Here is a 23704-nt window from a genome sequence, read left to right as displayed (position 1 = left end):
GAGGAGCGGAGGTTCAGGCGGATCAGGGATCGCGTTGTCTGAGCCGAAGGCGAGTTTAGCGAGACCCCGCCTGGACCGAGCACCGCAGGTTGCCCGCAGCGAAGCGGAGGGACGCAGCAACCAGGGTCGCCTTTTCTTTTGCTTACTTTTCTTTTGGCGAAGCAAAAGAAAAGTGAGTAGCCGCCGGGCTACCCCCGGCCAGCAAGCCTCAGCGGAGAGCGCGCAAGCCGGAGCAAGACCCGGCCGGGTTATGACTGGTGCATACCAGCCGGGCCGCGCTGGCGGTTGAAGTAACTACCTTGCTGCCAGCGCTTCCGGCTCCCGGGGCTGCCAACCACCCCCCAGCGCCTTGAAGGCCGCGACCGCCGCGCGTGCGGATTCGGTTTGCGCCTGCGCCCGCTGATCGGAGGCGCGCAGCAGGTTCTCGTCCGCTTGCAGCACTTCGACCAGGCTGACGACCCCTTTCTGGTAGGCCGCGAACGAAGCCCCTCTCGCCAGCCCGAGCGAGTCCACACCTTGGGTGAGCAGGGCGGCCTGGTCCTCGCGTTTTACAAGGGACGAAAAAGCGTTTTCCACGTCTTCGGTCGCGCGCAGCACGGCAAGCCGGTAAGCGGCCAGCGCCTCGGCGTCCTGGCCCTTGGCCAGGTCGATCTGCGCGTTGATGCGGCCGAAATCGAACAGGCGCCAGCGCAGGCCCAGCACGCCGGCGGCCTGGCTTGAGCTGCTGGTGAACAGCCTGCCGCCAGGCACCGACGTCGCGCTGCCGACCAGTCCGCTCAGCGAGAGCTTGGGGTAGTACTCGGCGATCGCCATGCCGATACGGGCGTTTGACGCAGCGAGGCGGCGTTCGGCCACGATCAGGTCGGGCCGGCGCCTGAGCAGATCGCCCGGTGAGCCGGTTGCAGCGATCTGCGGGGCGGCTGGAACCGGGACGGCGTCCTCCAGATCCTTGCGGTGCGTACCGGGCGAGGTACCCAGCATCACGTCCAGCGCATTCATCGCCGTCTCCAGTCCGGCTTCGAGGACCGGCACCGACGCCCGCACTTGGGCCAGCGCGCCCTCGGCCTGTCGCAGCTGGAGCTCGGCGGCCAGGCCTTTGCCGTACAGCAGTTGGATGATGGACAGCTGTTCCTGTTGCGTCTGCGCTTGCCTGCGCGCAAGGTTGACGCGGGTTTGCAGCCCGCGAATGCTGATGTAGATGTCGGCCGTCTGCGCCGCCACCGCAAGGCGGACTGCCGTCGCGCCGGCCTCCGAAGCCTGGTAGTCGGCCAGCGCCGCTTCGCGTCCGCGGCGCAAACCACCGAACAGGTCCAGCTCCCAGCTTGCGCCGAGATTGGCCTCGTAGGCCCTGCCGTTGCGGTCGAAATTGGGGCGTGAATTCAAGACCTGCCCCAAGGGCGTTTCAAGCGACTGGTAGGCCCGCGTCCCCTGGGCGCTGAGGTTGCCGGAAGGCAGCAAGGCGGCATCGGCGGCCCCCAGTCCCGCGCGGGCCTGGGTGACACGAGCGGACGCYTGCGCGAGATCGAGGTTCTGCGCCAAGGCGAGCTTGACGAAGCGGGTGAGCTGTGGATCGCCAAAGCCTTCCCACCAGGCGATGGCATCGGCGACGGCGCCGGCCTGGCGCTGTTCAAGCGCCTTTTGGCCCAGGTAGCGGTCCGGCAGGGGCGTTTCGGGCCGGACATAATCGGGCCCGACAGCGCAACCCGTCGAAAGACTGGCGATGGCCAGGATGATGAGAGTGCGTTTGAGTAGCATGGGGCAGCTTCCGCAAAGTAAAAAGGGGAGTTTGGGCTGAATTAAATGTGACCATATTACAATATGGTCACTCGTTGTGCAAGTTGCTGGCAAGAGGTAAGCTGTGGACATGAGTAAAGAAAGCACCAATGCGGCTCCGGCCCGAGGCCCGGCCGACCACGATGTGCGGGACCAGATCGTTTTGGCCGCGACCCAGCACTTCCGCCTCTACGGCTACGAAAAGACCACGGTTTCCGACCTCGCCAAGGCCATAGGCTTTTCCAAGGCCTACATCTACAAGTTCTTCGAATCCAAGCAGGCCATTGGCGAACTGATCTGCGCGAACTGCCTGCGCGAGATCGAAACCGACGTCAGGACCGCCGTGGACGCCGTCGACGGCCCGCCGGAGAAGCTGCGGCGCATGTTCAAGACCATCGTCGAGTCAAGCCTTCGCCTGTTCTTTGAAGACCGCAAGCTCTACGACATCGCGGCTTCCGCCGCAACCGGTCGCTGGGAAGCGGTGCGTGCCTTTGAGGGCCGCATCCAGGCCCTGCTGCAGGACGTGCTGCGCCAGGGGCGGGAAACCGAGGAGTTCGAGCGCAAGACGCCGCTCGACGAGACGGCCGCCGCGATCTACCTGGTCATGCGCCCCTACCTCAATCCGCTGCTCCTGCAGTACAGCTTTGATTACACCGAGGACGCGCCGGCGCAGCTGTCCAGCCTGGTGCTGCGCAGCTTGTCCCGCTGAATTTGCGCTACTTTGATTGTGACTATTGACAATATTGGTCACTAGTATCAAAATGAAATCCTGTCTGAACTTGATGGGATTTCTATGCGCCGCCACCTCGTTTTCCTTGCCGTCCTGCCCGCACTGACGCTTGCCCTGGCAGCCTGCGGCGACAAAAAGCCTTCCGATCCCCGTAGCGAAACGCCGCTGGTACGCGCCGCCACCATCCGGGACGCGGCTCTTGCGTCACGCTCCTTTACTGGGACGGTAGCCGCGCGGGTGCAAAGCGACCTGGGCTTTCGGGTCTCCGGCAAGGTCCTGGAGCGCCTTGTCGATGCGGGGCAAAGCGTCAAGCGCGGCCAGCCCCTGATGCGCATAGACCCGGTTGACCTGAAGCTCGCGGCGCATGCCCAGCAAGAGGCCGTCGCCGCCGCCCGGGCACGGGCCCAGCAAACGGCGGAGGAAGAAGCCCGCTACCGCGACCTGCGCGGAACCGGCGCGATATCGGCTTCGGCCTACGACCAGGTGAAAGCCGCTGCGGACGCTGCCAAAGCCCAGCTCAATACGGCTGAAGCCCAGGCCGAAGTGGCACGTAACGCGAGCCGTTATACGGAACTGGTGGCGGATGCCGACGGCGTCATCATGGAAACGCTGGCCGAACCCGGCCAGGTCGTCAACGCAGGGCAGGTCGTGCTGCGCCTGGCGCATGCGGGCCGCCGTGAAGCCATCATCCAGCTGCCCGAAACCTTGCGCCCCGCGCCAGGTTCAAGCGCCACGGCCACGCTCTTCGGCAGGGAAGGCGCGGCTGTTCCGGCCAAGCTCAGGCAGCTCTCGGATGCCGCGGACAGGCTGACGCGAACCTTCGAGGCGCGCTACGTGCTGGAGGGGGAACTGGCCAACGCACCCCTGGGCACCACGGTCACCATCAATATCCCGGAGGCGAATGTGCCTGCCGCTGCACAAGGCGGCTTGTCGGTACCGATCGCTTCCCTGTTCGATGCCGGCAAGGGGCCGGGTGTCTGGGTCATCCAGGGCGAGCCGGCCAAGGTTTCCTGGCGGCCGGTCACGGTCCAGCGGCTGGACGACGACAGCGCGCGCATTGCGGGCGCCTTCAAGCAGGGCGAGCGCATCGTCGCGCTCGGCACGCACCTGCTGCGCGAAGGCGAACAGGTCCGGGTGGCGGGCGAAGCCGCCGTCGCCACCGCGGCCGCCGCAGGAGCGCGGCCATGAGCGAAGGCCGTTTCAACCTGTCGGCGCTCGCCGTGCGCGAGCGCTCCGTCACCTTGTTCCTGATCGGCCTGATCTCCCTGGCCGGGCTGGTGTCCTTTTTCAAGCTGGGCCGGGCCGAGGACCCGGCCTTTACGGTCAAGGTGATGACCGTCATCACCGCCTGGCCGGGCGCCACCGCGCAGGAAATGCAGGACCAGGTCGCCGAGAAGCTTGAAAAGCGGCTGCAGGAACTGCGCTGGTACGACCGCAGCGAAACCTACACCCGGCCTGGCCTGGCCTTCACCACCCTGACCCTGCTGGACACCACCCCGCCCTCGGAAGTGCAGGAGCAGTTCTACCAGGCGCGCAAGAAGGTCAGCGACGAAGCCGCCAGCCTTCCGTCCGGCGTGATCGGGCCCATGGTCAACGACGAGTACGCCGACGTCACCTTTGCCCTGTTCGCGCTCAAGGCCAAAGGCGAACCGCAGCGCCTGCTGGTGCGTGATGCCGAGACGCTGCGCCAGCGACTGCTGCGCGTGCCCGGCGTCAAGAAGGTCAACATCGTCGGCGAGCAGCCCGAACGCATTTACGTCGAGTTCTCGCATACGCGCCTGGCGACGCTGGGCCTGAGCCCGCAGGACGTGTTCAGCGCGCTCAACAGCCAGAATGCCCTGACGCCGGCCGGCTCTGTGGAAACCAGGGGACCGCAGGTCTTCATCCGCCTGGACGGCGCTTTCGACGAACTGCAGAAAATCCGCGACACGCCGGTCGTGGCCCAGGGGCGCACCCTGAAGCTGTCGGACATCGCCACCGTCAAGCGCGGCTATGAAGACCCGGCCACCTTCATGATCCGCAACGGCGGCGAAGCGGCGCTGCTGCTCGGCGTTGTCATGCGCGACGGCTGGAACGGGCTGGACCTGGGCAAGGCGCTGGACAAAGAACTGGCTGCGATCAACGCCGATATGCCGCTCGGCATGGGCCTGAGCAAGGTCACCGACCAGTCCGTCAACATCAGTTCGGTGGTCGACGAGTTCATGGTCAAGTTCTTCGTCGCGCTGCTGGTGGTGATGGTGGTGTGTTTCGTGAGCATGGGCTGGCGCGTCGGCATCGTGGTCGCCGCGGCCGTGCCGTTGACGCTGGCGGCGGTTTTCATCGTGATGGCCGCGACCGGAAAAAACTTCGACCGCATCACGCTGGGTTCATTGATCCTGGGACTAGGCCTGCTGGTGGACGATGCCATCATCGCCATCGAAATGATGGTGGTGAAGATGGAGGAGGGCTACAGCCGCACCGCGGCCTCCGCCTATGCCTGGAGCCACACCGCCGCGCCCATGCTCTCGGGCACGCTGGTCACGGCCGTCGGCTTCATGCCCAACGGCTTCGCCCGTTCCACGGCGGGCGAGTACACCAGCAATATGTTCTGGATCGTCGGCATTGCGCTGATCGCCTCCTGGGTGGTCGCCGTGGTGTTCACGCCTTACCTGGGCGTCAAGCTGCTGCCCGGACTCAAAAAAGTCGAAGGCGGGCACGACGCGCTTTACGACACGCCGCGCTACAACCGCTTTCGCCGGATGCTCACGCGCGTCATCGCCCGCAAGTGGCTGGTCGCCGCGACGGTGATGGGCCTTTTCACCGCGGCCGTGCTGGGCATGGCGGTGGTCAAGAAGCAGTTCTTTCCGATCTCCGACCGTCCCGAAGTGCTGGTCGAGGTGCAGATGCCGTATGGCACGGCCATCGTGCAGACCAGCGCCGCCGCGGCGAAAGTGGAAGCCTGGCTGGCAAAGCAGCCGGAAGCAAAAATCGTCACCGCCTACGTAGGGCAGGGCGCGCCGCGCTTCTACCTGGCCATGGGCCCGGAACTGCCCGACCCTTCGTTCGCCAAGATCGTGGTCCGCACCGACAGCCAGGAGGAGCGCGAGGCTTTGAAAATTCGGCTGCGCACGGCGGTAGCCGAAGGGCTGGCCCCCGAGGCGCGCGTGCGCGTCACCCAGCTGGTGTTCGGCCCGTATTCACCGTTCCCGGTCGCCTACCGGGTCACCGGGCCGGACCCGGACACGCTGCGCAAGATCGCGGCCGAGGTGCAGCAGGTCATGGATGCCAGCCCCATGATGCGCACCGTCAACAACGACTGGGGCACGCGCAACCCGACGCTGCACTTCACCCTGCAGCAGGACCGGCTGCAGGCCGTGGGCCTGAGCTCCAGCGCCGTGGCGCAGCAACTGCAGTTTTTGCTGAGCGGCGTCCCGCTGACCGCCGTGCGTGAAGACATACGCACGGTGCAGGTCGTGGCCCGTTCGGCCGGCGGCACCCGGCTCGACCCTGCCCGGATCGCTGACTTCACCTTGACCGGCGCCGCCGGGCAACGCATCCCGCTGTCGCAGGTGGGCAAGGTCGAGGTGCGCGCCGAAGAGCCGGTCATGCGCCGGCGCGACCGCATGCCGACCATCACCGTGCGCGGCGACATCGCCGAAGGCTTGCAGCCGCCCGACGTGTCCAGCGCCATCACCCCTCAGCTCAAGCCCATCATGGACAAGCTGCCCGGTGGCTACCGCATCGAAGAGGCCGGTGCCATCGAGGAATCGGGCAGGGCGACCAAAGCCATACTGCCGCTGTTCCCCATCATGCTGGCGATCACGCTGCTCATCATCATCTTCCAGGTGCGCTCGATCTCCGCCATGGTCATGGTCTTCCTGACCAGTCCCCTGGGCCTGATCGGCGTGGTGCCCACCCTGATCCTGTTCCAGCAGCCCTTCGGCATCAACGCCCTGGTCGGCCTGATCGCGCTGTCCGGAATCCTGATGCGCAACACCCTGATCCTGATCGGGCAGATCCACCACAACGAACAGGCGGGCCTGGACCCTTTCCGTGCGCTGGTCGAGGCCACCGTGCAGCGCTCACGGCCCGTGATCCTGACCGCGCTGGCGGCCATGCTGGCCTTTATCCCGCTGACGCATTCAGTCTTCTGGGGAACGCTGGCTTACACGCTGATAGGCGGCACCTTCGCCGGGACGGTCCTCACGCTGGTGTTCCTGCCGGCCATGTATTCCATCTGGTTCGGGATCCGCCCGGCGCCGGAAGCTGATCCGCGCTGATTTGCGCTTCCTCCCTATTTACCTGTCGAAAGATCCGTCATGTCGAATTCCATCGTTGTTGTTGTGACCGGGGTGTCATCAGGCATCGGGCGTGTTACCGCGGAAAAGTTCGCGAAGCTGGGATGCCAGGTGTTCGGCACCGTGCGCAGCATTGCCAAAGCGACACCCCTGCCAAATGTCGAACTTGTCGAGATGGATGTTCGCGACGACGCTTCCGTTCAAAGCGCAATCCAGTCCATCATCGGCCAGGCCGGCAGTATTGACGTGCTGGTCAACAACGCGGGAATCAACATGATCGGCGCGGTGGAGGAAACCACCACCAACGAGGCTGCATCCCTGTTCGACACCAACGTGTTCGGCATATTGCGCACCACACAGGCAGTGCTTCCGCACATGCGCGCGCAAGGCTACGGCAGGATCGTCAATATCAGTTCCGTGCTCGGATTTCTGCCCGCTCCCTACATGGGGCTTTATTCGGCCTCCAAGCATGCGGTGGAAGGGCTGTCCGAAACCCTGGACCATGAGGTGCGCCAGTTCGGCATCCGCGTGACGCTGGTCGAGCCCGCCCACACCAGGACCAGGTTCGAAGCCAGCTCGGCTCAGGCAAAGTCAAAAATCGCGGACTATGACCGTGAGCGCGACATTGTCTCGCGCGCTTTCGCCGCGAGCGTCAACGGCGCACCCGAACCCTCGGACTTGGCAGACACGGTCGTCGAAGCGGCACTTGGCTGCTGGCATATGCGCCGCACGCCGGCCGGCCGGGCATCCCTCCTGAGCAAACTGCGCCGTTTCGTGCCTGCAAGCTTTTTCGATGCCAGCCTGCGGAAGTCATTCGGGCTCGGCTGAAAATCCGCGGCCCGGCGGCAGCTTGGTCAGGGACGCGCAGCAGCCGGTTGGGCCCGCGTGGCGGCGGCCTTTCTGGCCGCATCGTCCGGTGCTTTTTGGGGCTCAGTCACCAGCGCGAGCAGGCCAAAGAGCGCTGATGCCACGGCCGTTATCCAATATCCGAGATACCGGGTCTTTTTTTGAGACTCTTCATTGGCATTCATCCAGCGCGGGTGTTTTTTCTTCATCAAGTACCCAGGAAATCGGAATCGTGAAATGAATTTACCTCAGTGGCGAAACCCGGTTTGTGGAGGCTGCAATTGAAAGAACGACAAGCCTGTTGTACCTTCACTGAGGATACTGGGAAAGCTGAACATTCACATGTTTCTTCAGGCTCGCCATCCACCAGACGAACATGGTCGCCTTGCCGTTGACGAAGAGGACGTCGACATGAGGATCTAACTCCGATTCGCGTTTTTCGCCGACCCACCAAAGGCCTTTGTTGAGCATCGTGCCTGAAGGCCCCACGATGGCCCGTATTTGCGGGGTCACTTCGAAGGGCTTGGACTTCAATGCCTGCGTGATTTGACTCTCCGTGGCGTTCGGAGAAAGCAATCGAAGCAGTTCCTGCAGTTTGGCATTTTCGCCGGGCGACAGCTTTCCAATACCGGCCTCACAGCGAACCAGGCCCTCGCATGTTTCAATGATCGGCGCCGACATTGGTTTTTGTGCCGCTGCAACTGTCGACATCAGTACCAGCAGTACGGCCAGGATCTGTCTTTTTGGGCGGGCCGCCGTGGGAGAAAGAGGATTGTGCATTTTAAGGAATGGCAAGTTGATCTACGGACTCATCGATTGGCGTCGGCCCCCGCCTTTGATGCGCTGAATGATCGGAGATGCGTGGAAGGAGGAGGGTGCCCCTGGGACAGGCTATCGCGGAGGCACCCGCTTCCTTCCCTCGACCGCCAGCCGCTGGGCCGCAAGCGGAACGAGGCGGGCGATCTCCACGTCGAATTCACGGATCTTCTCGCCGGCCTCCTCAATGGATTCGAAACGCAGCGGCGTGGGCACCGTCGGAACCGTCCAGAGGTCGGGTTCGAGTACAAACATTCCCCCGTATTTCTGGGTGGGCCCGGGCGCCGTCTCGACCTCCGTCGAATTGAGGATGTACCGGATGCACGGCGTGATCTTGTAGACCGTGCAACTACCCATGTCCAGCTTCAGATAAAAGGACGGCGGCTCTTTGGGAATCTTTGCCAGGTCCTGCGACGTCGGCCGGTAGAGAACGCGGTCGTGGTTCAGGGCCCTGCGCTCGTAGGGCAACGGTATCACCGTCGCGGTGATGCCCAGTTTGGACAGCTCCTGGACCAGCGCGGCGACAAAGACCTGGCGGTAATCATTGGCGATCTTTTGCTCAAGGGCCTTCTGGTTCAAGGTGTCGTGGATGTAGCCCAGCTTGTACTGCACAGCCAGCGATCCCAGCATGATGGTCGCGAAGCCGGCCCCGACAATGGTGCTCTCGGGGTGGACAGGGGGGGTGTACTCAAAAGGCGCTTTCTCGACGATCAGGTTGATCTGCGTGGTCCTGTCGTGTTCAAGCTGCTGGAACATGGGGGTCGCCGGCGCGCACCCCGTGATCAGCACCGCGCCGCAAGCCAGGCATAAGCCCGCCGCGATTCTGGATACCGCTGTTGAGAAAGCCTTCATGGATCGTCCCTCTGTGGATTGTTGTTGCTTGCTGCCCAGGCGGGTTGCTGCCGCCGAAACCTGGCGCAGCGCCAGTTTATCCAGGAGCGGGGAAGGGGGCGTCATCTAATTGAGGTAGATGGCCTGCACGTCCCGGCCCAGCGTCGCGTCAGATACCATCCGGGAAAGCATGGGAGATTGACATGCCAAATCGCCGCCACATGCATGAAAGGGCGTCATGACGACAGAGACCCAGGATGAGCCCACCGAGAAGCTGATTGGATGGCGCTACTTCGCGCTGTGCGGATTTGCAGGCCTCGCACCCTATGGCCTGCTGATGGCATGCTTACCGCTCTTCGATCACTTCAATTGCAAGCTTTCCTGGCAGGCGGTATGTGAGGGCCACTCGTGGGTGACAGCTATGGCGAATGCGGTGACGGGATTTTCGTGGCTGGTCATGCTGACCTTTCCAATGAGCGTCATCTTTTTGATTGGCGGCCTGGCCATCAATGTCAATCGGTGGATCTTCAGAGGGCGGCGAAGAGCCAAGCTTGGTGCTTAAGCCCTTGTTCTGCTTTTTACTGCAAGGATGCGCTCAAGCAGACGCCAAGTGCTGTTGATGTGAAGCCGGATGGACTGCCAAAACCTGAACGATTCATTCGATGAGTGAATCGGAGGAGGGCAGAGAATCAAGTCTAATAGCCAACAGCCGCTTTCGGCCAAAAGCAGCCACTCGCGCAATCTACTTGAAGCAAGTCTCCGCTACAAGCCAACACGTTTTATATATGAAAGGGATCTGTAATGGATTGGGTGAAAGAAATCGCTATTGCCGTTCTCGTAAAGCGAAAAGTAGCCGACGCGGATGTCGAGCATGTGTGGGATCATGCCTTGCCGGGCGTTGCAGCAACTGAGCAAGAAATTGGCGATATTGAGGCCCGCCTCGGATTCTCCCTCGATGCAGAGCATCGTGCATTTCTTTTACACGCAAATGGATGGGACTGGTTCTTTCAATCAGTCGATGTGTTTGGCACGTCAGACTTGTTGGAAGGGCCTCGGTGTCAGCGAGCTGAGGAGCTACTCAAGAGCTTGGAGAGTTTGAGTGATCTTTGTGGATTCAGTAGAGATGAATTGCTTCCTATTGCAGTCTCTAGGTTCAATACAGATGTCTTCGCAATATCGACATCGCGATCTCACTCACCTGGCACAGTTCTTTGGCTTGCTGGGCAAGTGATTGATACGTTTCCGAGCTTTAGCGAGTGGTTTCTCTCGTTGGTGGACTACAACCGGAGCGAGTATCAAGCTTTAATTGAGGGGAAATAGGAGCGAGAGTGTGTTTATCGTTTCAGGTGTCGTCACGGCTTCTGGTACAGGCTCTTCGAGATCACAAAGCTAAAACGAAATAGCCTCAGCRTTCCACGATGTATCTTCCGGGCTCGTTATGAAAACTCTGTCTCATAAAACCCGTTGATAAAACACCAAGATCTTTGTGATGTTAAGAAAACCCTCCCCTAATCGGAGGGTTCTTTTACGTCCTGGCTGGCCTACATTTAGCCCACTGGCTCGCCCATCACCGGATCAAAGCTGCCGTTTTCCCTTCACCTTTGGAAAAAATATGTCGCACAAAACCCTGCAACGCATGCTCACCACCCTTACCCTCACATTGGCCGCGCTGTTAGCAACAACGCAGGCCATCGCCGCCCCTAAAACGGAAGCCAAGAACGGAACCGTCAAACCCGCGGCGGAAACGATCCCACCGTTCTGCACCGCGGTCCCCGGCGGCCCACCCATTTCCTGCGCTATCGGCATGAAGGACTATTATCTTGCCGCGTCAGTGACGTGGGCGTGTTGCAGTCGCAATCCCTACGCCTCTTAGCCTTCCGGTGCGTCCGCATCGTTCTCGCCTTGCGAGATTTGACATCAGTGGTCCGTACCCCGCGACTTAATGGGAAATATCTTTGCACAACCAGAGCGAGATTACACCCAACAAACGAAGGAGGGCAGCATGAAGATTTTTGTTAGCTGGTCGGGTACCAGAAGTAAAGCAGTCGCCACTCTGCTTACCTCTTGGATCAAGTGCGTCATTCAAGCGAGTAAGCCTTGGATATCTACACGCGATATTGATCGTGGTGCACTTTGGTTTAGCGAGATTGGGGATCAGCTCAAAGAAACATCGGTTGGCGTTATCTGCCTGACCCAAGAAAATAAGGATAGACCTTGGATCTTGTTCGAAGCCGGAGCCCTCGCAAAAGGCTTGTCATCTAGCCGCGTCTGTACCTTTCTTATCGACCTGAAATCGACGGATTTGGAAGATCCGCTGGCTCAGTTCAACCACACCTTTCCCGACAAGGAGAGCGTGTGGGGACTAGTGCAAACACTTAATGCTAGCTCAGGACAATTGGCACTCGAGGAAGGAACCTTAGCCCAGGTATTTGCTACCTATTGGCCGCAATTCGAAACAGGATTCGCAGCTGCATTGGCGCAAAATCCCCAGAAAGAAAAGACCAAACCACGCAGTGAAGAGAATGTGCTAAATGAAATTCTCACAACCACCAGAGGATTGAGCAACCGACTTCGAGCACTAGAAGTTCAGACGGCAGATGAGCCTAGCAACAAAATAAACAGCGCTGCAGGCCTTCAAGAATACTACGATAGAAAGTTAAGAGATAACTCGCTTGCGAATATCGCTAGGCATCTTCCAGTCGGTGGTTTGATTAATAGTAACCTGCAAGACTTTGAACGGAGAGTGAACGCTAAACCGGGCGAGGAAATATAGCGAAGACGACCGCAGGGAATAGCGAGGTGGATCGATCATGTTAAATCAACTTAATCAAAGGCTCTTCTTCCGCTTCGCTTCCATGTTGTAGTGGTAAACGTCACATATGAATTCGGCTTTGGCTGCAGCGATATTGCCAGCGCCCTCAGCGAAGTCGTTCTCAAATTTAAACGACCCGTCAACATCCAAAGTTACGAGCTTCCCGTACTTGGCTCGGCAATCGGCAGTCTTCACATACCATTTTTGAACCTCAATTGTGGACGTGCTTTTATTCTCCGACTTACCAATCACGACAGCAATTTCTTCACCGCCTTTGCTCTTCGCGACTTGGAAGGAACCATTTTTCGCTTCATAAATTTGCAGCCCATCGGAAGACACGGCAACAGATTGCCAACCGGGGCTTTGTGCATGGGCTACAGAGCAGCTTAAGAGCAACAGCAGCCATGTCGAACGAATTATTTCGTTTGAATAGAATTTCATAGACACCCCCTATTTCATTTTGAAACAGACTATGGCATGTCTTGAATCAGATGGCAACTCAGCTCACCGATGAACGAACCTGAGGGGAGACGAACGACGTTTCCCAACGCTGGCCCRCTCCAAAAACAAAGAGGTCTACCAGGGCGCTAATGCAGCCCAACAGCCACAACAACAAAAATAGCGGCCGCTAGACCGGTATTGGCTCGGTGTCCAGTACCCAACAATCACCAAAGCTATTGAGCCAGTGACGAGCCGCCTGTGGCCGGGTGGACATTCAAACGCGGCCGAGATGATATCGGCCAGCGGCCCCTCTGGAAACTCAAGCGTGATTGCCTTAGGCGGCGTGAGACTCTGGGTGCTGTCCCACATCCTGCGGCCCTCCAAGCCTTCCGCGTGGTGCTTGGTGAGGTACTTCGAGACATAGGCGGCCATCTTGGCCAGGCTGAACGCCTTGGTGTCGGCGTGCTGCTTTTTCTTTGTCTTGCGGGCACCCGTATCATCATGGTCGCCCGCCAACATCCGCAATCCAAAGACGCTTTATGAACATTCCTGACTCCTATGTGCAAGGCACCGTGTTTTACCCTGAGAGCAAAGAGAAGTTTGCACAGGTGTTGATCGGTTCTGGCTTTGCGGTAACAGTCGGTCAATGGGCGTTGCGCCTCGATGACTGCGCGCGAAACTTCGAGATCGGCTATGTCGGAAACATCACTCCCGAGGCGCCTTTCCAGGTGGAAGGTGACGGATACGGAGTCTCGGTCGACTCTGTGGCGAAATGCTGCGAGCGCCTTGCCAAGTGCCTTAAAGAGAGCCGTATTGGATACGACTTCATGCACGTCACCCATCAGGACGAAGTAATTTGTGAATACCAGTTCGCTCCCTGAGCGGCACAGATCGCGAAGTTCACTCTAGCCGATTGCTGATGCCCCGCCTATGTGCCCGAAAGTAGTTGTTGGTCAAGATGGGGTCGCCGTCCGCATACACACCAGAGCAAAGAACCCCGGACGCTATTGATGCCCGCTTAGAACCACAATCATGGATCACACAGGTGTGGGCTCGGTGTCTAGCGGGCCGTAGGAATCGAACTGCAATCTCTTGCCAAAGCAGCGTCAGAGCTCATAGGTGAGCTACTCCTAGACGCATCGGTCCGGTTAGACAACAACCCTGCGGACAAACCGGTAAGAGCCCCAGAGGGCGAATGGCCACACAACGATGAAAGCACCGGTACCGTACAAAAAAAACGCACCAACAGCGACGAGACCCAACCCCAAGTCGTCCTCTCCCAAGGGTGGTCGCTCTCTGCCCGCGTAGTACTCCCGCTCCGCCAGCGAGGCCCCGAAGGTTGCAGCAGCGAATGCACCAGGCAGTACAATCAGCAGCGAGAGCAGGAGGGCCGCTGACCAACGCGCAATGAGCTTGAGCGATCGTCCCATGCCGTCTAACGTTTGACATGAGCTGCAAGACCCGGCTTACCGGGGCATGTCAGCTCGATGGAAGGGTTAGGCGTCATTTTCGCGTCCAGAGTCGCCACACCCGCTTGGCCAATGTGGGCTTGCTTCCGGATCCTGAATCGTTGCCTCGCACGCCTTGGATTGAGCTGCCCTCTTGATCGCATTGACTCAGTTCCCCCTTAAGAGAAAGCAGATTCAGGATGTGCTCCTCTCTGCCTGAGTACCGAATGCATCGGACTTCTGATAGGCCCATTGCCTCAGCCATAAATTGCTGTTCCTGCAAGTTTCTTGGCTGCCGGCAGACATAACAGTGCGAAGCCTCTTCGTCGTACCGCAGGAGTTCGGGTACTGCTTCGAACGGGACCAGGCATGCGACGCAGCAGCCATCTTCAACGTAGAAGTCACCAGGCACGTTCAACGGATGACGGTTGTGTTGTGGCATATGTCTTCGTGACGCTTAACGTCGGAAATGACCGGCGGGCCATAGGTGGGTGAAGCCCGCCGCGAGAACGTCCGTGTCGATCGACTTGTTAGACCTCAAGCGCCCCCCTTGCACCGGCCCGTAGTGACCGTTTCATCAACGAGACCATTTGACGCTACCAGCCGGCGCTGAACTTGGAGGTCTCCGGTCTTTCGATCAAGCCGCCCCTTCTCTGTGACTTGACTGGCACGATCCGGGGTCAGGCCGGAGTGCTCCCAACTGACTATGTCCCCTGTGACGGCAATCGGCTTGTCACCTTGGCTTGAGCCCATGACCTTCCGCTCGAAGTCGATGTGATAGATCATCTGTCCCTGGAGTTGCGCGCCACCCGCCAACGCCATAGCGGACGTACAGGTAACGGTTCGCTTCGTGGCGGACAGGGCATACAGAACCGCGGCTGCGACCACTGCAACTAGAGCCACGGTCAATGCGGTTGTCGAACGAGCGCTGAGTGACATGCTAGAGGTCTAACGCAGAAATGTCCGATGGACAGTAGGCTGGCGAAAGCCAGCCGATAGGACGTCCGCGTCGATTGCCATATTAGATTGCCCCGAGCACGAGCGGCGCTACACGGCCCATGAGTTCGGAATGATCTACTTCGCCGAGATTCGAAATGAAGCCGAACGAACCGCGTTCTTGAAAGGCTTCTGCCCATTCCCGTAGTTGTTCAATGAGCCAGTCGGGGCACCCGTCCAAAACGGCCAAACTCTTGGTTTGATCGAGGCGGATGAGAGCCGTGAAGGTCGCGTCGGATCTCATGGCGCCCAGCTCCAGAAATCCGTGCTCCCGCTCCAGCCGGTATGCCGATTCCACGGCCTCTTGAATCTCGGTGTCCACGTTGCCTCCCGTGCAATCTAACGTAATGTATACCGCAAGGTCTGCGGTATAACTTGGCGCTTGCGGTAAAAGCTGGCTGCTAAAAACCAACCAGGTGCTTGTTATTAAAAGACTGATTGTCCAATTTGAGTTTCGTTTAGCTCGATAAAAAGGGGATCAAACTCCGCAAATCGATTTAGGCATGCGGTCTACCAAAACTTCCACCATGGCTTTGCCTCAACGTTGCGACCCAGGCCAGAGGTCGCAAATCTCGCCATTTCAGCCATCTTCTCTGATGGTATGAACAATGGAGCCGGATCCCCTTCTGAGTCCGGACCGACGATAGCTCCGGGAGCTGTACCACTCCTCCACACCGTGTTCGCGTTTGGATCAAACGTCAGCCATCTGCAGGGCAGGGTGGGGCCTTGGTAGAAGTCAACAACGCAAAGGTCTCTCCACATCCGCTGACCGCCTTCTTCGGTGCGAGAGCTTAGGCCAAGGGACTCCCACTTTTCGACCAATGACTGGATGTCGATCGGGTTCATTGCGAATTCGACATAGAGGTGCTCATCGAGCCAGAAGGACTTTCCGCGACTGTTACCGAATTGCTTCAGCAGGCCGGAAAGCCCTCCCTCGATAGAGCTCTTGTTGATGTTCTCGATCGGTACAACAACGCTCAGGAATTTGACTTTGACTGCCATGAATAAACTGCCTAACGTGCTTGTGACCGGTGACCAAGGATGGGACGCCTTTGGACGTCCGTATCGGCTTGCTGGGTAGGTCGCGCGCTCACAGTCAGAGACCCCTCAGCGTGCCGGAGAACTTCCCGCACTCGCAGGAATGGAACCCAACTGAACCCTGCCATCGAAATGTGATCGGTGATCCACACATATCGCAACGAATTTTTGACGATCCGCCACTGCCTGCCTCTTCGCTCGCCTTAAAGAAGATTGCGCGATCCTCGGCCAGGAGTTTTGAGCTTTCGGACTCTTCCAGTTCCCACACTTCAGTGCCAATCGGAACATCTTCCTTTCGCACACCGCGCAGTATGGAAGTCCATTGTTTGGCAAGTTCAGGGGGCGCGGGAGGAGACTGATGCGTATGAGTGAGGGTCAACCTGGCTTGCACCCGCTCTCCCGAAGGCTTCCGAAGTTCGACCGGGAGACTTCCGATACCCGTTACTTCCTCTCGGAGTGGGCCTGGCACTATGACAAGACCTCTCCCGGTGACTTGGAAGGTGTCTTCGACAAGAATCAAGCAACGCATAGCGATCTAACGTAATGTGTACCGCAAGACCTGCGGTATAACCTGGCCGCTGGAAACCCACCCAGGTGCTTGTTATTAAAAAACTTGTTGTCCATTTTGAGTTTCGTTCAGCTCGATAAAAAGGGGATCAAACTCCGCAAATCGATTCTAGGCGGACAGTGTGGTTGCCGCCTCCTCAATATGAACGAGCACAGGCCATACAGTCGACTTTGTTGAGTTTGACTCCTGCGATGCCTGACGCCTGAATTAAGCCGAGCCGCGAAGCGGCTTCGGCTTGAATGAATTGTCAGGCGGCACTACCGATTTTTCTTCACCGAAGAGCGAGCCTGATTTTTCGTGTCAGTGATAAGAGCCGAAATATCTACCTGCTTCAGTGCTTTCAGGTCGTCATATGTGGCGAGAACCGTGCCCATCATTTCTCCAGCGCCGTTGAGTCGCTTGACGCCATCTTTTGAAGAAACAATGAAAGCGTTCGGTTTGGCTGCAGGATTGTTGGGGGACCCGACGACGACAAGTGAGCGACTGTCACTGCAGCTGTACACATACCACTCCGTTCCTCCGTACTGCCTGGTAAGGGGTCCAGTCTCACAAACATTGGTCGGCTCGCTTTTCGGCTGGCACAAAGCGAAAGGCGTGAAGCCCAGGAAAATCATTGTGACGAGTAACGAGTGCAGTTTCATGTGCCGCCTAACATGCGTGTAACCGGCGACTTTCGCCAGGAGGGAGCGAAGCGACCGAACGCGGCAAGTCGTCGGCGTCAAGTTAGATGGCTTTACTGTCATAGCGAATTTTCCATTCGTTCATGATTTTGCATACTTCCTCGATGGGCGTGATGTAGTGATCCGCGATGGCGCCCCCGATTCCGGCTATAGAAGATGCGAAGGCTCGCGCGGCTTGCTGTTTAGTGCATTCAGGGCTGAACACGATGCCAATCATTTTTGTACCGTGCATCTTTCCCACGTGAAATCCTTCGACTTCGGTCCACTTGAATGCTGAGCGGCGTGACATGGCTACTATTTCGAACCCCTCTTGGTCGAGCCGAAGGTACGTTGTGTTCGGGCGCATCATGAGCAGCGACACCGGAATGCCTAACCCAAAGAAGCCAACGCACAACCAGCCAAGTACTGACTTCTCGGTGATCATCCAAGCGCCGAGAACAACGAAGCAGATGCACCCGAGAAACAGCAATAGTGCCTTTTTGAGGCTGGCCTTGAAGATGAGTTCGTCCCGCATGTGGCTGCCTTCTAACGTAAAAATGACTGGACCACCAACATGAACGGCGGAGCCGCCTCCTGCTGTTGTGGGTCCGTGTCGATTGACAAGTTACGACGCATTGTGAGCCCCGGTGCGAAGGCGTCGCACTCGGCGCATATACGCAAAGGCGCCAACTAGGCCCAAGAAAGCTCCTGCGGCTTCGCCCCCCCGATTGGCGATTGGCTGTCGCCGGTGATCGCGGCATAGCCTCCGCCCACGACAACAAGGACGCCAAGGAAAATGAGGGCGAACTTTCCCGTGCTCAGCAGCCCGTGCAGCCACGAGACATCGCGCACCTCGAAGACAAGAATGACCAGTGCCGCAATGGCAAAGACTAGGAGCTCCAATAAGAAAACCATGCCCGATAGGTCTGGAAGACCGTGCGCGGAGGCCGGAATCGGCGAAGACGCCAACGCCGCGAGAAGATAAAGACGAGGCCCCATTAGGCCACCAGCCGCTCATACAGGGCCTTGAGTTTGCTCTCGCCGAGTTGGTTGGGCACAAGCCATTGCTCTCCTGCGCGCGAATGGAAGACTACCCAAGAGCACTCCAGGCACACGAGAACTTCAACTCTTTCAGCACCGTCTCCGAACAAAAAGGCAAACCCGGGGAAGAAACACCTTGCACCCATGCCGCGATCGCCATAGTGGGCCTCGGTAGTAAGTACCTGAATGACTTGCGAAATGATCGCTTGTGGCAGGGGAGCCGAATTCTCGATCTTGCCACCCTTGATGTAGCCGCTTTCATCGCGCAGCACCCGCGGTTCGACCACGTACTCTGGAGGCAAGCCGGCGAGCTTATGGACCCACGCACCTGCGCAGGGAATGGAAGGGAAACCTTCTTCGGCTTTGGCGAATATGCTGTCTGACATTGGGGGCCTAACGTAATGTATGTCGCAAGGTCTGCGGTATAACTTGGCCGCTGAAAGCCCACCCGGGTGATTGTTATTAAAAGACTTATTGTCTATTTTGAGTTTCGTTCCGCTCGATAAAAAAGGACCAAACCCCGAAAATCGATTCTAGGCGGACAGCGTGGTTGCCGCCTCCTCAATATGAACGAACACAGGCCATACCGTCGATTCTGTTGCGTTTGACCATCGCTGCCTGTAACCCAGCTGGGTCAAGATTCGATGAGAGGATTGGGGGTGTGGGATGCGGACAAAAACCTGGACTGCCAGGAGGTAGTTCATGTATTCATACGAAGACAGGGTTCGGGCGGTCGAGCTCTCTGAAAATATCCACCGGAGTAACCCCAGTGGAAGGCAGCTATCTCTTTTTCTTTGGTGTCGCATATGTTTCACCTCACAAGCCTTAACCGGCTGATAGCCGCCAAGGCGATCCGGGGATTTGGCGACGGCTTCGTAAGCCTGTTGCTGCCGGTCTACCTGCTCAATCTGGGCTTGACACCGTTCCAGGTCGGGCTCATCGCGACCACCACCTTGTTGGGATCCGGCATCTTGACCCTGTTGATTGGCACGCACGCATCGCGCTACGACCATAAGCCCTTGCTGCTGGCCGCCTCGGCACTGATGGCGTTCAAGGGCCTGGGGATCGATGGCCGCTGATTGTGGGTGGGGCCCTGAAGATCGTCTACGACGTTCTGCTGCTAGCTATGTTCAGCAGAGTGCGACCGCCTGAGGAAGGAGGCGACACCTGATGTGCGGCAGCGGCCGTGGCAACCAGAAGTTTAGCTTGTTCATTTGCTGACATCATCTATTTGGAGGAGATGGATAGTTCTAATCAACTATCTGCACGACCATCTTTCGTAGTTACAACAGAGACGTTATCAACCGTCGGTCGCTGCAGCATTTACAGAGGCAAGCCATTCTGACAATAATTTTAGGACGACATAACATTTAGGGGGAGGCGTCATGGTTGGCAAATCCGGTCTAGGTTTGGGGATGATCATTCTATGCATCGCGGGTTGCGCGCAAACCACCGTTGGCTCATCCGCCTCTCGAACTACAGGCGAGAAGCCCCCCGCCACATCGAAATCTGAAGTTGCACCGACTGCCTCTGCTGCAAGCGCCAGCTGGGCAGCGCAGCCGATTGCATTTACCGAAGTAAAAAGTACAGAGTCCCAAAGCTTTGATGGCGCCTACTGGCGAATGTTTGTCACATTAGGAGACACGCAAAACAACGTCCTGGCGGAGGCAGATATACGGAGAGCGCACGAGATACTTATTGACAAACTCAAGGCCGTATTTTGGAGAAGTGGTCAAGAGCTGCTGATTACCGTCCGACCTCGGATCAACGGGGCAGTCGAGAACTCGCCTGTCGTCATAGTCCATCTCAAATCGGACGGTAGTCAAACATCCGCTTCAAACGCACTTACCGACCAAGTGGCTCAACGCTTTCTGAATCCTGCGCGAAAAGCGCCACAACTGGTGGAGGTGCAAATCGGAGTTGTGCGAATTAACTCCAATCAAACTGAAGCATTCAAGGCATTGGGAAGTTTTGTGGGGGAAGCCGCGCCATTCGTCTCGTTACTAAGTGGTGGAATACCGCTGACAGCCGCAAAAAAAGACGACCTAAAAGCAAAGGGGCAGCATGTCGATACCGTGCTGACTAATCTTTTTTCGGTGTCAAACACACCGCCACCAACCGCTCGGGCTTTCAATCCCATGCCTACAGCCGGAAACCCTGAATGGACCAAAGAACTTCATGTTCACTTGGGCACTCGGGATTTACCTGATGCGCGGTTGTTTACCTTGAAGAATTTGCGGATTGAATCAATCCTAGGAGACGGTAATCGGCTTTCCGGAATTCCTGCCGAATCGGCAAGCATTAAAGGCATCGAGTTCATAAGGGGAGGCGGAGAGCCAACGACATTGCGGGAGGTGATTCGTCTCGACATACGGGAATTACATGAAGCGATGTTGATCGGGACAGCGGCAAAAATTCAGGATTTTTGCAAAGATGCAGACGAATTTTTGGCACAACGGTTAGGGTTGGAAAAATTTGACAGAACAGCAGTTATTTGGGCGTACTTGATGGACTCGCCATGGAGCAGAAGAGGGGAATTTCGTCCCGCAAATGAGAGCGACGATTTGTGCATTAATGCATTAAGACTGGCCGGGATGGAGCCGCTGAGTCAATTGAAAGTCCCCGCAAGTTTGCAGCCGGAATTTGGTGAGCAGAGAAGGAAAGTGTGGGAGTCTTCGAAAATCTATCGGGAAGGTGCGGCGGCAAAGCAAGGTGGACTCATTCCAACGGCCATACTGTCCAAGGATGCTGCGAAATGGCGGGAGATGTTTGGCGAGAAAGTACGTTTGACATCGGTCCGGCGTGCCGTAAATCTGCCGGACAGGGAGTTGGCGGCAGGTGATAGCGTTAACAGGGATGGTGCAGTAATCGCTGACTGGTTGAATAACGCGTCGTTGATATGGATTCCAAGCGAGGCAGGGAAAAAATCCTGTTTTAGCCGTGCAGATGACCTAACGACTCGGAGGGCATTTGTCGCTGAAGGTCACTGCATGCAACTCCGCAGAAGTGACGGAGGAACGGAAGACCTGCCAACTGAATTTGTCGTGAATGAGTCTTCACAAAATTCAATCCCGAAAATTATTGAAGTACGGTTTTATCCGGACTAGAAGTCGGTCGCCGTTGTTTTTCCGGTATCAAATCCGACAAAATGGAGGACGATATGACTATGGTCACAACTGCCGGAGCGGTTGGCTGCTTCCGTTTTCTGAGCTTGAAGTGGGCTGCAGAAAAACCAAGCAGGAGTGGCGTATCGGTTATCCGGCCCTGCGCAAAGTTATTGGTGGCGAGCGCAATGGTTTTGAGTTTTCTTGCCCATGCTCAAAATTCTCCCGGGCGACTACTCGTGACAGCTGGAGGTAGTTCAAAGCTTGTGTATGAAAGCAGTCACGCGCTATTGATTGGCACTTCATCCTATTCCCATGCATCGGCGTGGCCGAACCTACCCACAATTGCAGGCGAGTTGGCAGAAGTCTCAAAAGCACTGTCCGATCAGGGCTTCGTCGTAACAAGAGTGCAAGACCCCACGGGGGATCAACTTCTCAAAGAAATCAAGAGTTTTTTGACAAAGTCGATGGGGAAGAATGTTCGCGCCATCGTGTATTTTTCCGGGCATGGCTGGACAGACAGCAGAGGTGTCGGATACCTTGTTGGAGCGGATGCGCCTTCTGCGAACGAGCCGAATTTCAAAACTCGACTTGTGTCTATGGAGCTTATTCGCTCCCTGGCAAACGAGTCTTCTGCGAAGCACACATTATTTGTTTTTGATAGTTGCTATTCCGGAGCAATTTTTCGCGCGGCGGGGAATGAGGAGATCCGGCCTGTCGTTCTGGAAGAGTTGCAGCGCGACAGCGTGCAGTTTCTCAGTTCGGGGAGTGCCACTCAGCGGGTTCCTGGAAGAAGCGTATTTGCCCCGACATTCGTCGCAGGAATAAGCACTCGCATAGCTGATGCGGATCAAGACGGAATAGTCCAGGCGGTAGAGCTCGCTGCTTATCTCCGGCGCGAAGTTCCCCGCCAGTCGATGCAGACCCCGCAGTTTGGTCCTCTCAAGGAAACAGGTGGACAAATGATTTTTGCACCCGCCTTCACCAGCGTGACAGGTGTTCAAACTGAATCCCCCGGGCCCACTTCGAAACTGCCGAAAAATTCTCCTGGAACAACCTCGTTAAAGGTGGAGCCTGTCAGTGTCGTCAATTTGCCGAAGGAAAGAGCTAAAGCACCACCTGGGGAATTCCGTACAAATTTTCCGGCAGCAGAGGTTTTTTACTATCGGAAAAATCGTGACGCTTTAAAAATTCTGGACGCACTCAACAAGTCCAGTATTCCGTTTATCGCAAGGCCTGCGGAATTGCCCGAGTCAACTGAAACCAATGCCGTGGCATGTGGTCCAGCTACTAATTGGAAGGCAGTGCAGGCGGTAACCATATCAATGATTGACGCGGGGGTTCCTATTCGGGCAATCTACACATTCGCGCACCCCGAAAACAAGCCTGGTCGTGTTCAGCTCAATACGCTTGTAGCGGCTCAATCCAATCCGCTGCTGTCTAAAGAAGATGTCAACCAACTGTCGTCTTGTCCCAGGCTTTTCAAAAAGAAGGGTTGAATATGATGATCGATCCCATTTCCCGACGAAGCCTTGTCTTGTCGGTTGCAGTCTCGTCGCTTGTGCCTGCGTCAGCATTTGCCGCGACGGAAAACGAAAGTCAATCCGGAGACCCGGGTGGGAAGCCGGAAATTTTGGGATTTGACGAGGAGAAGATACGTGCACTGCTGGACATGACCAGAGCCGTGTTTTTGCCAAAGCAAGAAAAATTCTCCGAACTGCTGATAGCTGAATCGGCAACCTGGATTGGAAAGAGTCGGCATTCCCATCCTGAAGCTGTGGCTCGCCTGCTTGAACTTTTCAATTTGCCGTTTTCAAATTCAGATGGACCTGTTCCTTTCTGCGCCGCAGGGCTTTCGTTCGCCGCCGCCAGTGTTTATGCCAAGCTTGGCACCAAGGTTGGCGAAACGTTGACGCTTGCAGCCCTTTCGGGATACACCGGTGAAGTGGATCGATACCATTTCTACCCGACACCCAGTGTGAATTCGATGCGCCTGTCTGCGCAAGCGAAAAACAGCTGGACTGATGCGAACTCTGTTGCTGGACGGTCACCCAGAAGAGGGTGGTTGGTGTTGTTCGATTGGTCCGGTCAAGGCCAGAACCATGTCGGTCTCATCGAAAAGGTGTCCAGAGCAAACTTGCAGACCATTGAGTTCAATACGACTCCAGAAGGGGTCACCGGAAGCCAGTCCCAAGGTGGCAGCGTCGCCAGGAGAAATCGCAAATTCCCTTCGCAACATATCAAGGGCTTTATAAGGCTTTAGTAACTATTGAACTGCATGCGGGGGCACAGGAAAAAATGATGAACTGCCTGGCAATAGATTG

25 protein-coding genes are annotated in these 23704 nt (G+C 57.4%); 13 read left to right on the top strand and 12 right to left on the bottom strand.

Translation table 11 applies throughout. The annotated features are described in order from the left end of the window. Nucleotides 1–294 precede the first annotated feature (294 nt). Nucleotides 295–1755 (bottom strand): efflux transporter outer membrane subunit, encoded by a 1461-nt coding sequence (locus AC1D1Y_RS20865; RefSeq protein WP_477684027.1) that lies wholly within the window; start codon nt 1753–1755, stop codon nt 295–297. A 109-nt stretch (nt 1756–1864) separates the two neighbouring features. Here AC1D1Y_RS20865 and AC1D1Y_RS20860 point away from each other — a divergent pair, with 109 nt between their 5' ends. From AC1D1Y_RS20860 to AC1D1Y_RS20845, 4 genes are all read left to right on the top strand, one after another. After that, complete coding sequence (locus AC1D1Y_RS20860) at nt 1865–2482, top strand: TetR/AcrR family transcriptional regulator (protein ID WP_477684026.1); 618 nt, start codon at nt 1865–1867, stop codon at nt 2480–2482. An 84-nt stretch (nt 2483–2566) separates the two neighbouring features. Beyond that, nucleotides 2567–3691 carry an efflux RND transporter periplasmic adaptor subunit gene (locus AC1D1Y_RS20855; RefSeq protein ID WP_477684025.1) on the top strand — a complete coding sequence of 375 codons (1125 nt, stop codon included), beginning with the start codon at nt 2567–2569 and terminating at the stop codon, nt 3689–3691. Further along, nucleotides 3688–6762, top strand: a complete 3075-nt coding sequence (locus AC1D1Y_RS20850; protein WP_477684024.1) for an efflux RND transporter permease subunit — start codon at nt 3688–3690, stop codon at nt 6760–6762. Before AC1D1Y_RS20855 ends, AC1D1Y_RS20850 begins: the two co-directional genes overlap by 4 nt. Before the next feature lie 39 nt (nt 6763–6801). Beyond that, on the top strand, nt 6802–7608 hold the full coding sequence (locus AC1D1Y_RS20845) for an oxidoreductase (protein WP_477684023.1): 807 nt from the start codon (nt 6802–6804) through the stop codon (nt 7606–7608). Nucleotides 7609–7634: 26 nt separating this feature from the next. Here the strand turns inward: AC1D1Y_RS20845 and AC1D1Y_RS20840 are convergent, their stop codons facing one another. The 3 genes from AC1D1Y_RS20840 to AC1D1Y_RS20830 form a co-directional block, all read right to left on the bottom strand. Beyond that, nucleotides 7635–7835 carry a hypothetical protein gene (locus tag AC1D1Y_RS20840; RefSeq protein ID WP_477684022.1) on the bottom strand — a complete coding sequence of 67 codons (201 nt, stop codon included), beginning with the start codon at nt 7833–7835 and terminating at the stop codon, nt 7635–7637. Nucleotides 7836–7935: 100 nt separating this feature from the next. After that, nucleotides 7936–8421: a hypothetical protein gene (locus AC1D1Y_RS20835; RefSeq protein WP_477684021.1), complete on the bottom strand. Its 486-nt coding sequence runs from the start codon at nt 8419–8421 to the stop codon at nt 7936–7938. Nucleotides 8422–8517: 96 nt separating this feature from the next. After that, a complete protein-coding gene (locus tag AC1D1Y_RS20830) occupies nt 8518–9294 on the bottom strand; it encodes a hypothetical protein (protein WP_477684020.1) in 777 nt (258 codons plus the stop codon). Between the two features lie 217 nt (nt 9295–9511). Here AC1D1Y_RS20830 and AC1D1Y_RS20825 point away from each other — a divergent pair, with 217 nt between their 5' ends. The 4 genes from AC1D1Y_RS20825 (at nt 9512) to AC1D1Y_RS20810 (ending at nt 12046) form a co-directional block, all read left to right on the top strand. Continuing rightward, nucleotides 9512–9835 (top strand): hypothetical protein, encoded by a 324-nt coding sequence (locus AC1D1Y_RS20825; protein ID WP_477684019.1) that lies wholly within the window; start codon nt 9512–9514, stop codon nt 9833–9835. Nucleotides 9836–10074: 239 nt separating this feature from the next. After that, entirely contained in the window at nt 10075–10593 is a 519-nt protein-coding gene (locus AC1D1Y_RS20820; protein WP_477684018.1) for an SMI1/KNR4 family protein, read from the top strand. 292 nt (nt 10594–10885) lie between these two features. Further along, a complete protein-coding gene (locus tag AC1D1Y_RS20815) occupies nt 10886–11146 on the top strand; it encodes a hypothetical protein (protein ID WP_477684017.1) in 261 nt (86 codons plus the stop codon). A gap of 129 nt (nt 11147–11275) precedes the next feature. Next, entirely contained in the window at nt 11276–12046 is a 771-nt protein-coding gene (locus AC1D1Y_RS20810) for a toll-Interleukin receptor (protein WP_477684016.1), read from the top strand. 54 nt (nt 12047–12100) lie between these two features. On the opposite strand, the gene AC1D1Y_RS20805 is transcribed toward AC1D1Y_RS20810, so the two are convergent. Next, a complete protein-coding gene (locus AC1D1Y_RS20805) occupies nt 12101–12526 on the bottom strand; it encodes a hypothetical protein (RefSeq protein ID WP_477684015.1) in 426 nt (141 codons plus the stop codon). Nucleotides 12527–12661: 135 nt separating this feature from the next. Then, a complete protein-coding gene (locus AC1D1Y_RS20800) occupies nt 12662–13045 on the bottom strand; it encodes a hypothetical protein (protein WP_477684014.1) in 384 nt (127 codons plus the stop codon). A 20-nt stretch (nt 13046–13065) separates the two neighbouring features. Between AC1D1Y_RS20800 and AC1D1Y_RS20795 the strand changes: the two genes are divergently transcribed. Beyond that, nucleotides 13066–13407 (top strand): hypothetical protein, encoded by a 342-nt coding sequence (locus AC1D1Y_RS20795; RefSeq protein WP_477684013.1) that lies wholly within the window; start codon nt 13066–13068, stop codon nt 13405–13407. A 1588-nt stretch (nt 13408–14995) separates the two neighbouring features. On the opposite strand, the gene AC1D1Y_RS20790 is transcribed toward AC1D1Y_RS20795, so the two are convergent. The 6 genes from AC1D1Y_RS20790 to AC1D1Y_RS20765 form a co-directional block, all read right to left on the bottom strand. Further along, nucleotides 14996–15292 carry a hypothetical protein gene (locus tag AC1D1Y_RS20790; protein ID WP_477684012.1) on the bottom strand — a complete coding sequence of 99 codons (297 nt, stop codon included), beginning with the start codon at nt 15290–15292 and terminating at the stop codon, nt 14996–14998. Between the two features lie 188 nt (nt 15293–15480). Next, entirely contained in the window at nt 15481–15972 is a 492-nt protein-coding gene (locus AC1D1Y_RS20785) for a hypothetical protein (RefSeq protein ID WP_477684011.1), read from the bottom strand. 861 nt (nt 15973–16833) lie between these two features. Then, the gene (locus tag AC1D1Y_RS20780; RefSeq protein ID WP_477684010.1) at nt 16834–17217 is read right to left on the bottom strand and encodes a hypothetical protein; all 384 of its coding nucleotides are present in this window, start codon (nt 17215–17217) and stop codon (nt 16834–16836) included. Nucleotides 17218–17299: 82 nt separating this feature from the next. Beyond that, complete coding sequence (locus tag AC1D1Y_RS20775) at nt 17300–17770, bottom strand: STM3941 family protein (protein WP_477684009.1); 471 nt, start codon at nt 17768–17770, stop codon at nt 17300–17302. Between the two features lie 155 nt (nt 17771–17925). Beyond that, nucleotides 17926–18150: a hypothetical protein gene (locus tag AC1D1Y_RS20770; protein ID WP_477684008.1), complete on the bottom strand. Its 225-nt coding sequence runs from the start codon at nt 18148–18150 to the stop codon at nt 17926–17928. 83 nt (nt 18151–18233) lie between these two features. Then, nucleotides 18234–18662: a hypothetical protein gene (locus AC1D1Y_RS20765; RefSeq protein ID WP_477684007.1), complete on the bottom strand. Its 429-nt coding sequence runs from the start codon at nt 18660–18662 to the stop codon at nt 18234–18236. A gap of 420 nt (nt 18663–19082) precedes the next feature. Here AC1D1Y_RS20765 and AC1D1Y_RS20760 point away from each other — a divergent pair, with 420 nt between their 5' ends. From AC1D1Y_RS20760 to AC1D1Y_RS20745, 4 genes are all read left to right on the top strand, one after another. Next, nucleotides 19083–19355 (top strand): hypothetical protein, encoded by a 273-nt coding sequence (locus AC1D1Y_RS20760; RefSeq protein ID WP_477684006.1) that lies wholly within the window; start codon nt 19083–19085, stop codon nt 19353–19355. 306 nt (nt 19356–19661) lie between these two features. Beyond that, entirely contained in the window at nt 19662–21383 is a 1722-nt protein-coding gene (locus AC1D1Y_RS20755; RefSeq protein ID WP_477684005.1) for a hypothetical protein, read from the top strand. Between the two features lie 53 nt (nt 21384–21436). After that, complete coding sequence (locus tag AC1D1Y_RS20750; RefSeq protein WP_477684004.1) at nt 21437–22879, top strand: caspase family protein; 1443 nt, start codon at nt 21437–21439, stop codon at nt 22877–22879. Nucleotides 22880–22881: 2 nt separating this feature from the next. Then, a complete protein-coding gene (locus AC1D1Y_RS20745; protein WP_477684003.1) occupies nt 22882–23643 on the top strand; it encodes a CHAP domain-containing protein in 762 nt (253 codons plus the stop codon). Nucleotides 23644–23704: the final 61 nt, after the last annotated feature.

This window comes from Polaromonas sp. P1_G1, assembly GCF_056405595.1.
Note: the sequence above shows the minus strand (reverse complement) of the source record. Positions and strands in the feature narration are given on the sequence as shown.

Excerpts from the sequence above, each read along its gene's own strand:
- AC1D1Y_RS20760 (WP_477684006.1), top strand. The coding sequence starts at position 19,083 with ATGTTTCACCTCACAAGCCTTAACCGGCTGATAGCCGCCAAGGCGATC.
- AC1D1Y_RS20745 (WP_477684003.1), top strand. The coding sequence starts at position 22,882 with ATGATGATCGATCCCATTTCCCGACGAAGCCTTGTCTTGTCGGTTGCA.
- AC1D1Y_RS20770 (WP_477684008.1), bottom strand. The coding sequence starts at position 18,150 with ATGGTTTTCTTATTGGAGCTCCTAGTCTTTGCCATTGCGGCACTGGTC.
- AC1D1Y_RS20830 (WP_477684020.1), bottom strand. The coding sequence starts at position 9,294 with ATGAAGGCTTTCTCAACAGCGGTATCCAGAATCGCGGCGGGCTTATGC.
- AC1D1Y_RS20780 (WP_477684010.1), bottom strand. The coding sequence starts at position 17,217 with ATGAAACTGCACTCGTTACTCGTCACAATGATTTTCCTGGGCTTCACG.
- AC1D1Y_RS20785 (WP_477684011.1), bottom strand. The coding sequence starts at position 15,972 with ATGGCAGTCAAAGTCAAATTCCTGAGCGTTGTTGTACCGATCGAGAAC.
- AC1D1Y_RS20820 (WP_477684018.1), top strand. The coding sequence starts at position 10,075 with ATGGATTGGGTGAAAGAAATCGCTATTGCCGTTCTCGTAAAGCGAAAA.
- AC1D1Y_RS20775 (WP_477684009.1), bottom strand. The coding sequence starts at position 17,770 with ATGCGGGACGAACTCATCTTCAAGGCCAGCCTCAAAAAGGCACTATTG.
- AC1D1Y_RS20810 (WP_477684016.1), top strand. The coding sequence starts at position 11,276 with ATGAAGATTTTTGTTAGCTGGTCGGGTACCAGAAGTAAAGCAGTCGCC.
- AC1D1Y_RS20855 (WP_477684025.1), top strand. The coding sequence starts at position 2,567 with ATGCGCCGCCACCTCGTTTTCCTTGCCGTCCTGCCCGCACTGACGCTT.
- AC1D1Y_RS20800 (WP_477684014.1), bottom strand. The coding sequence starts at position 13,045 with ATGTTGGCGGGCGACCATGATGATACGGGTGCCCGCAAGACAAAGAAA.
- AC1D1Y_RS20750 (WP_477684004.1), top strand. The coding sequence starts at position 21,437 with ATGACTATGGTCACAACTGCCGGAGCGGTTGGCTGCTTCCGTTTTCTG.
- AC1D1Y_RS20850 (WP_477684024.1), top strand. The coding sequence starts at position 3,688 with ATGAGCGAAGGCCGTTTCAACCTGTCGGCGCTCGCCGTGCGCGAGCGC.
- AC1D1Y_RS20795 (WP_477684013.1), top strand. The coding sequence starts at position 13,066 with ATGAACATTCCTGACTCCTATGTGCAAGGCACCGTGTTTTACCCTGAG.
- AC1D1Y_RS20815 (WP_477684017.1), top strand. The coding sequence starts at position 10,886 with ATGTCGCACAAAACCCTGCAACGCATGCTCACCACCCTTACCCTCACA.
- AC1D1Y_RS20765 (WP_477684007.1), bottom strand. The coding sequence starts at position 18,662 with ATGTCAGACAGCATATTCGCCAAAGCCGAAGAAGGTTTCCCTTCCATT.
- AC1D1Y_RS20860 (WP_477684026.1), top strand. The coding sequence starts at position 1,865 with ATGAGTAAAGAAAGCACCAATGCGGCTCCGGCCCGAGGCCCGGCCGAC.
- AC1D1Y_RS20825 (WP_477684019.1), top strand. The coding sequence starts at position 9,512 with ATGACGACAGAGACCCAGGATGAGCCCACCGAGAAGCTGATTGGATGG.
- AC1D1Y_RS20805 (WP_477684015.1), bottom strand. The coding sequence starts at position 12,526 with ATGAAATTCTATTCAAACGAAATAATTCGTTCGACATGGCTGCTGTTG.
- AC1D1Y_RS20755 (WP_477684005.1), top strand. The coding sequence starts at position 19,662 with ATGGTTGGCAAATCCGGTCTAGGTTTGGGGATGATCATTCTATGCATC.
- AC1D1Y_RS20840 (WP_477684022.1), bottom strand. The coding sequence starts at position 7,835 with ATGAAGAAAAAACACCCGCGCTGGATGAATGCCAATGAAGAGTCTCAA.
- AC1D1Y_RS20845 (WP_477684023.1), top strand. The coding sequence starts at position 6,802 with ATGTCGAATTCCATCGTTGTTGTTGTGACCGGGGTGTCATCAGGCATC.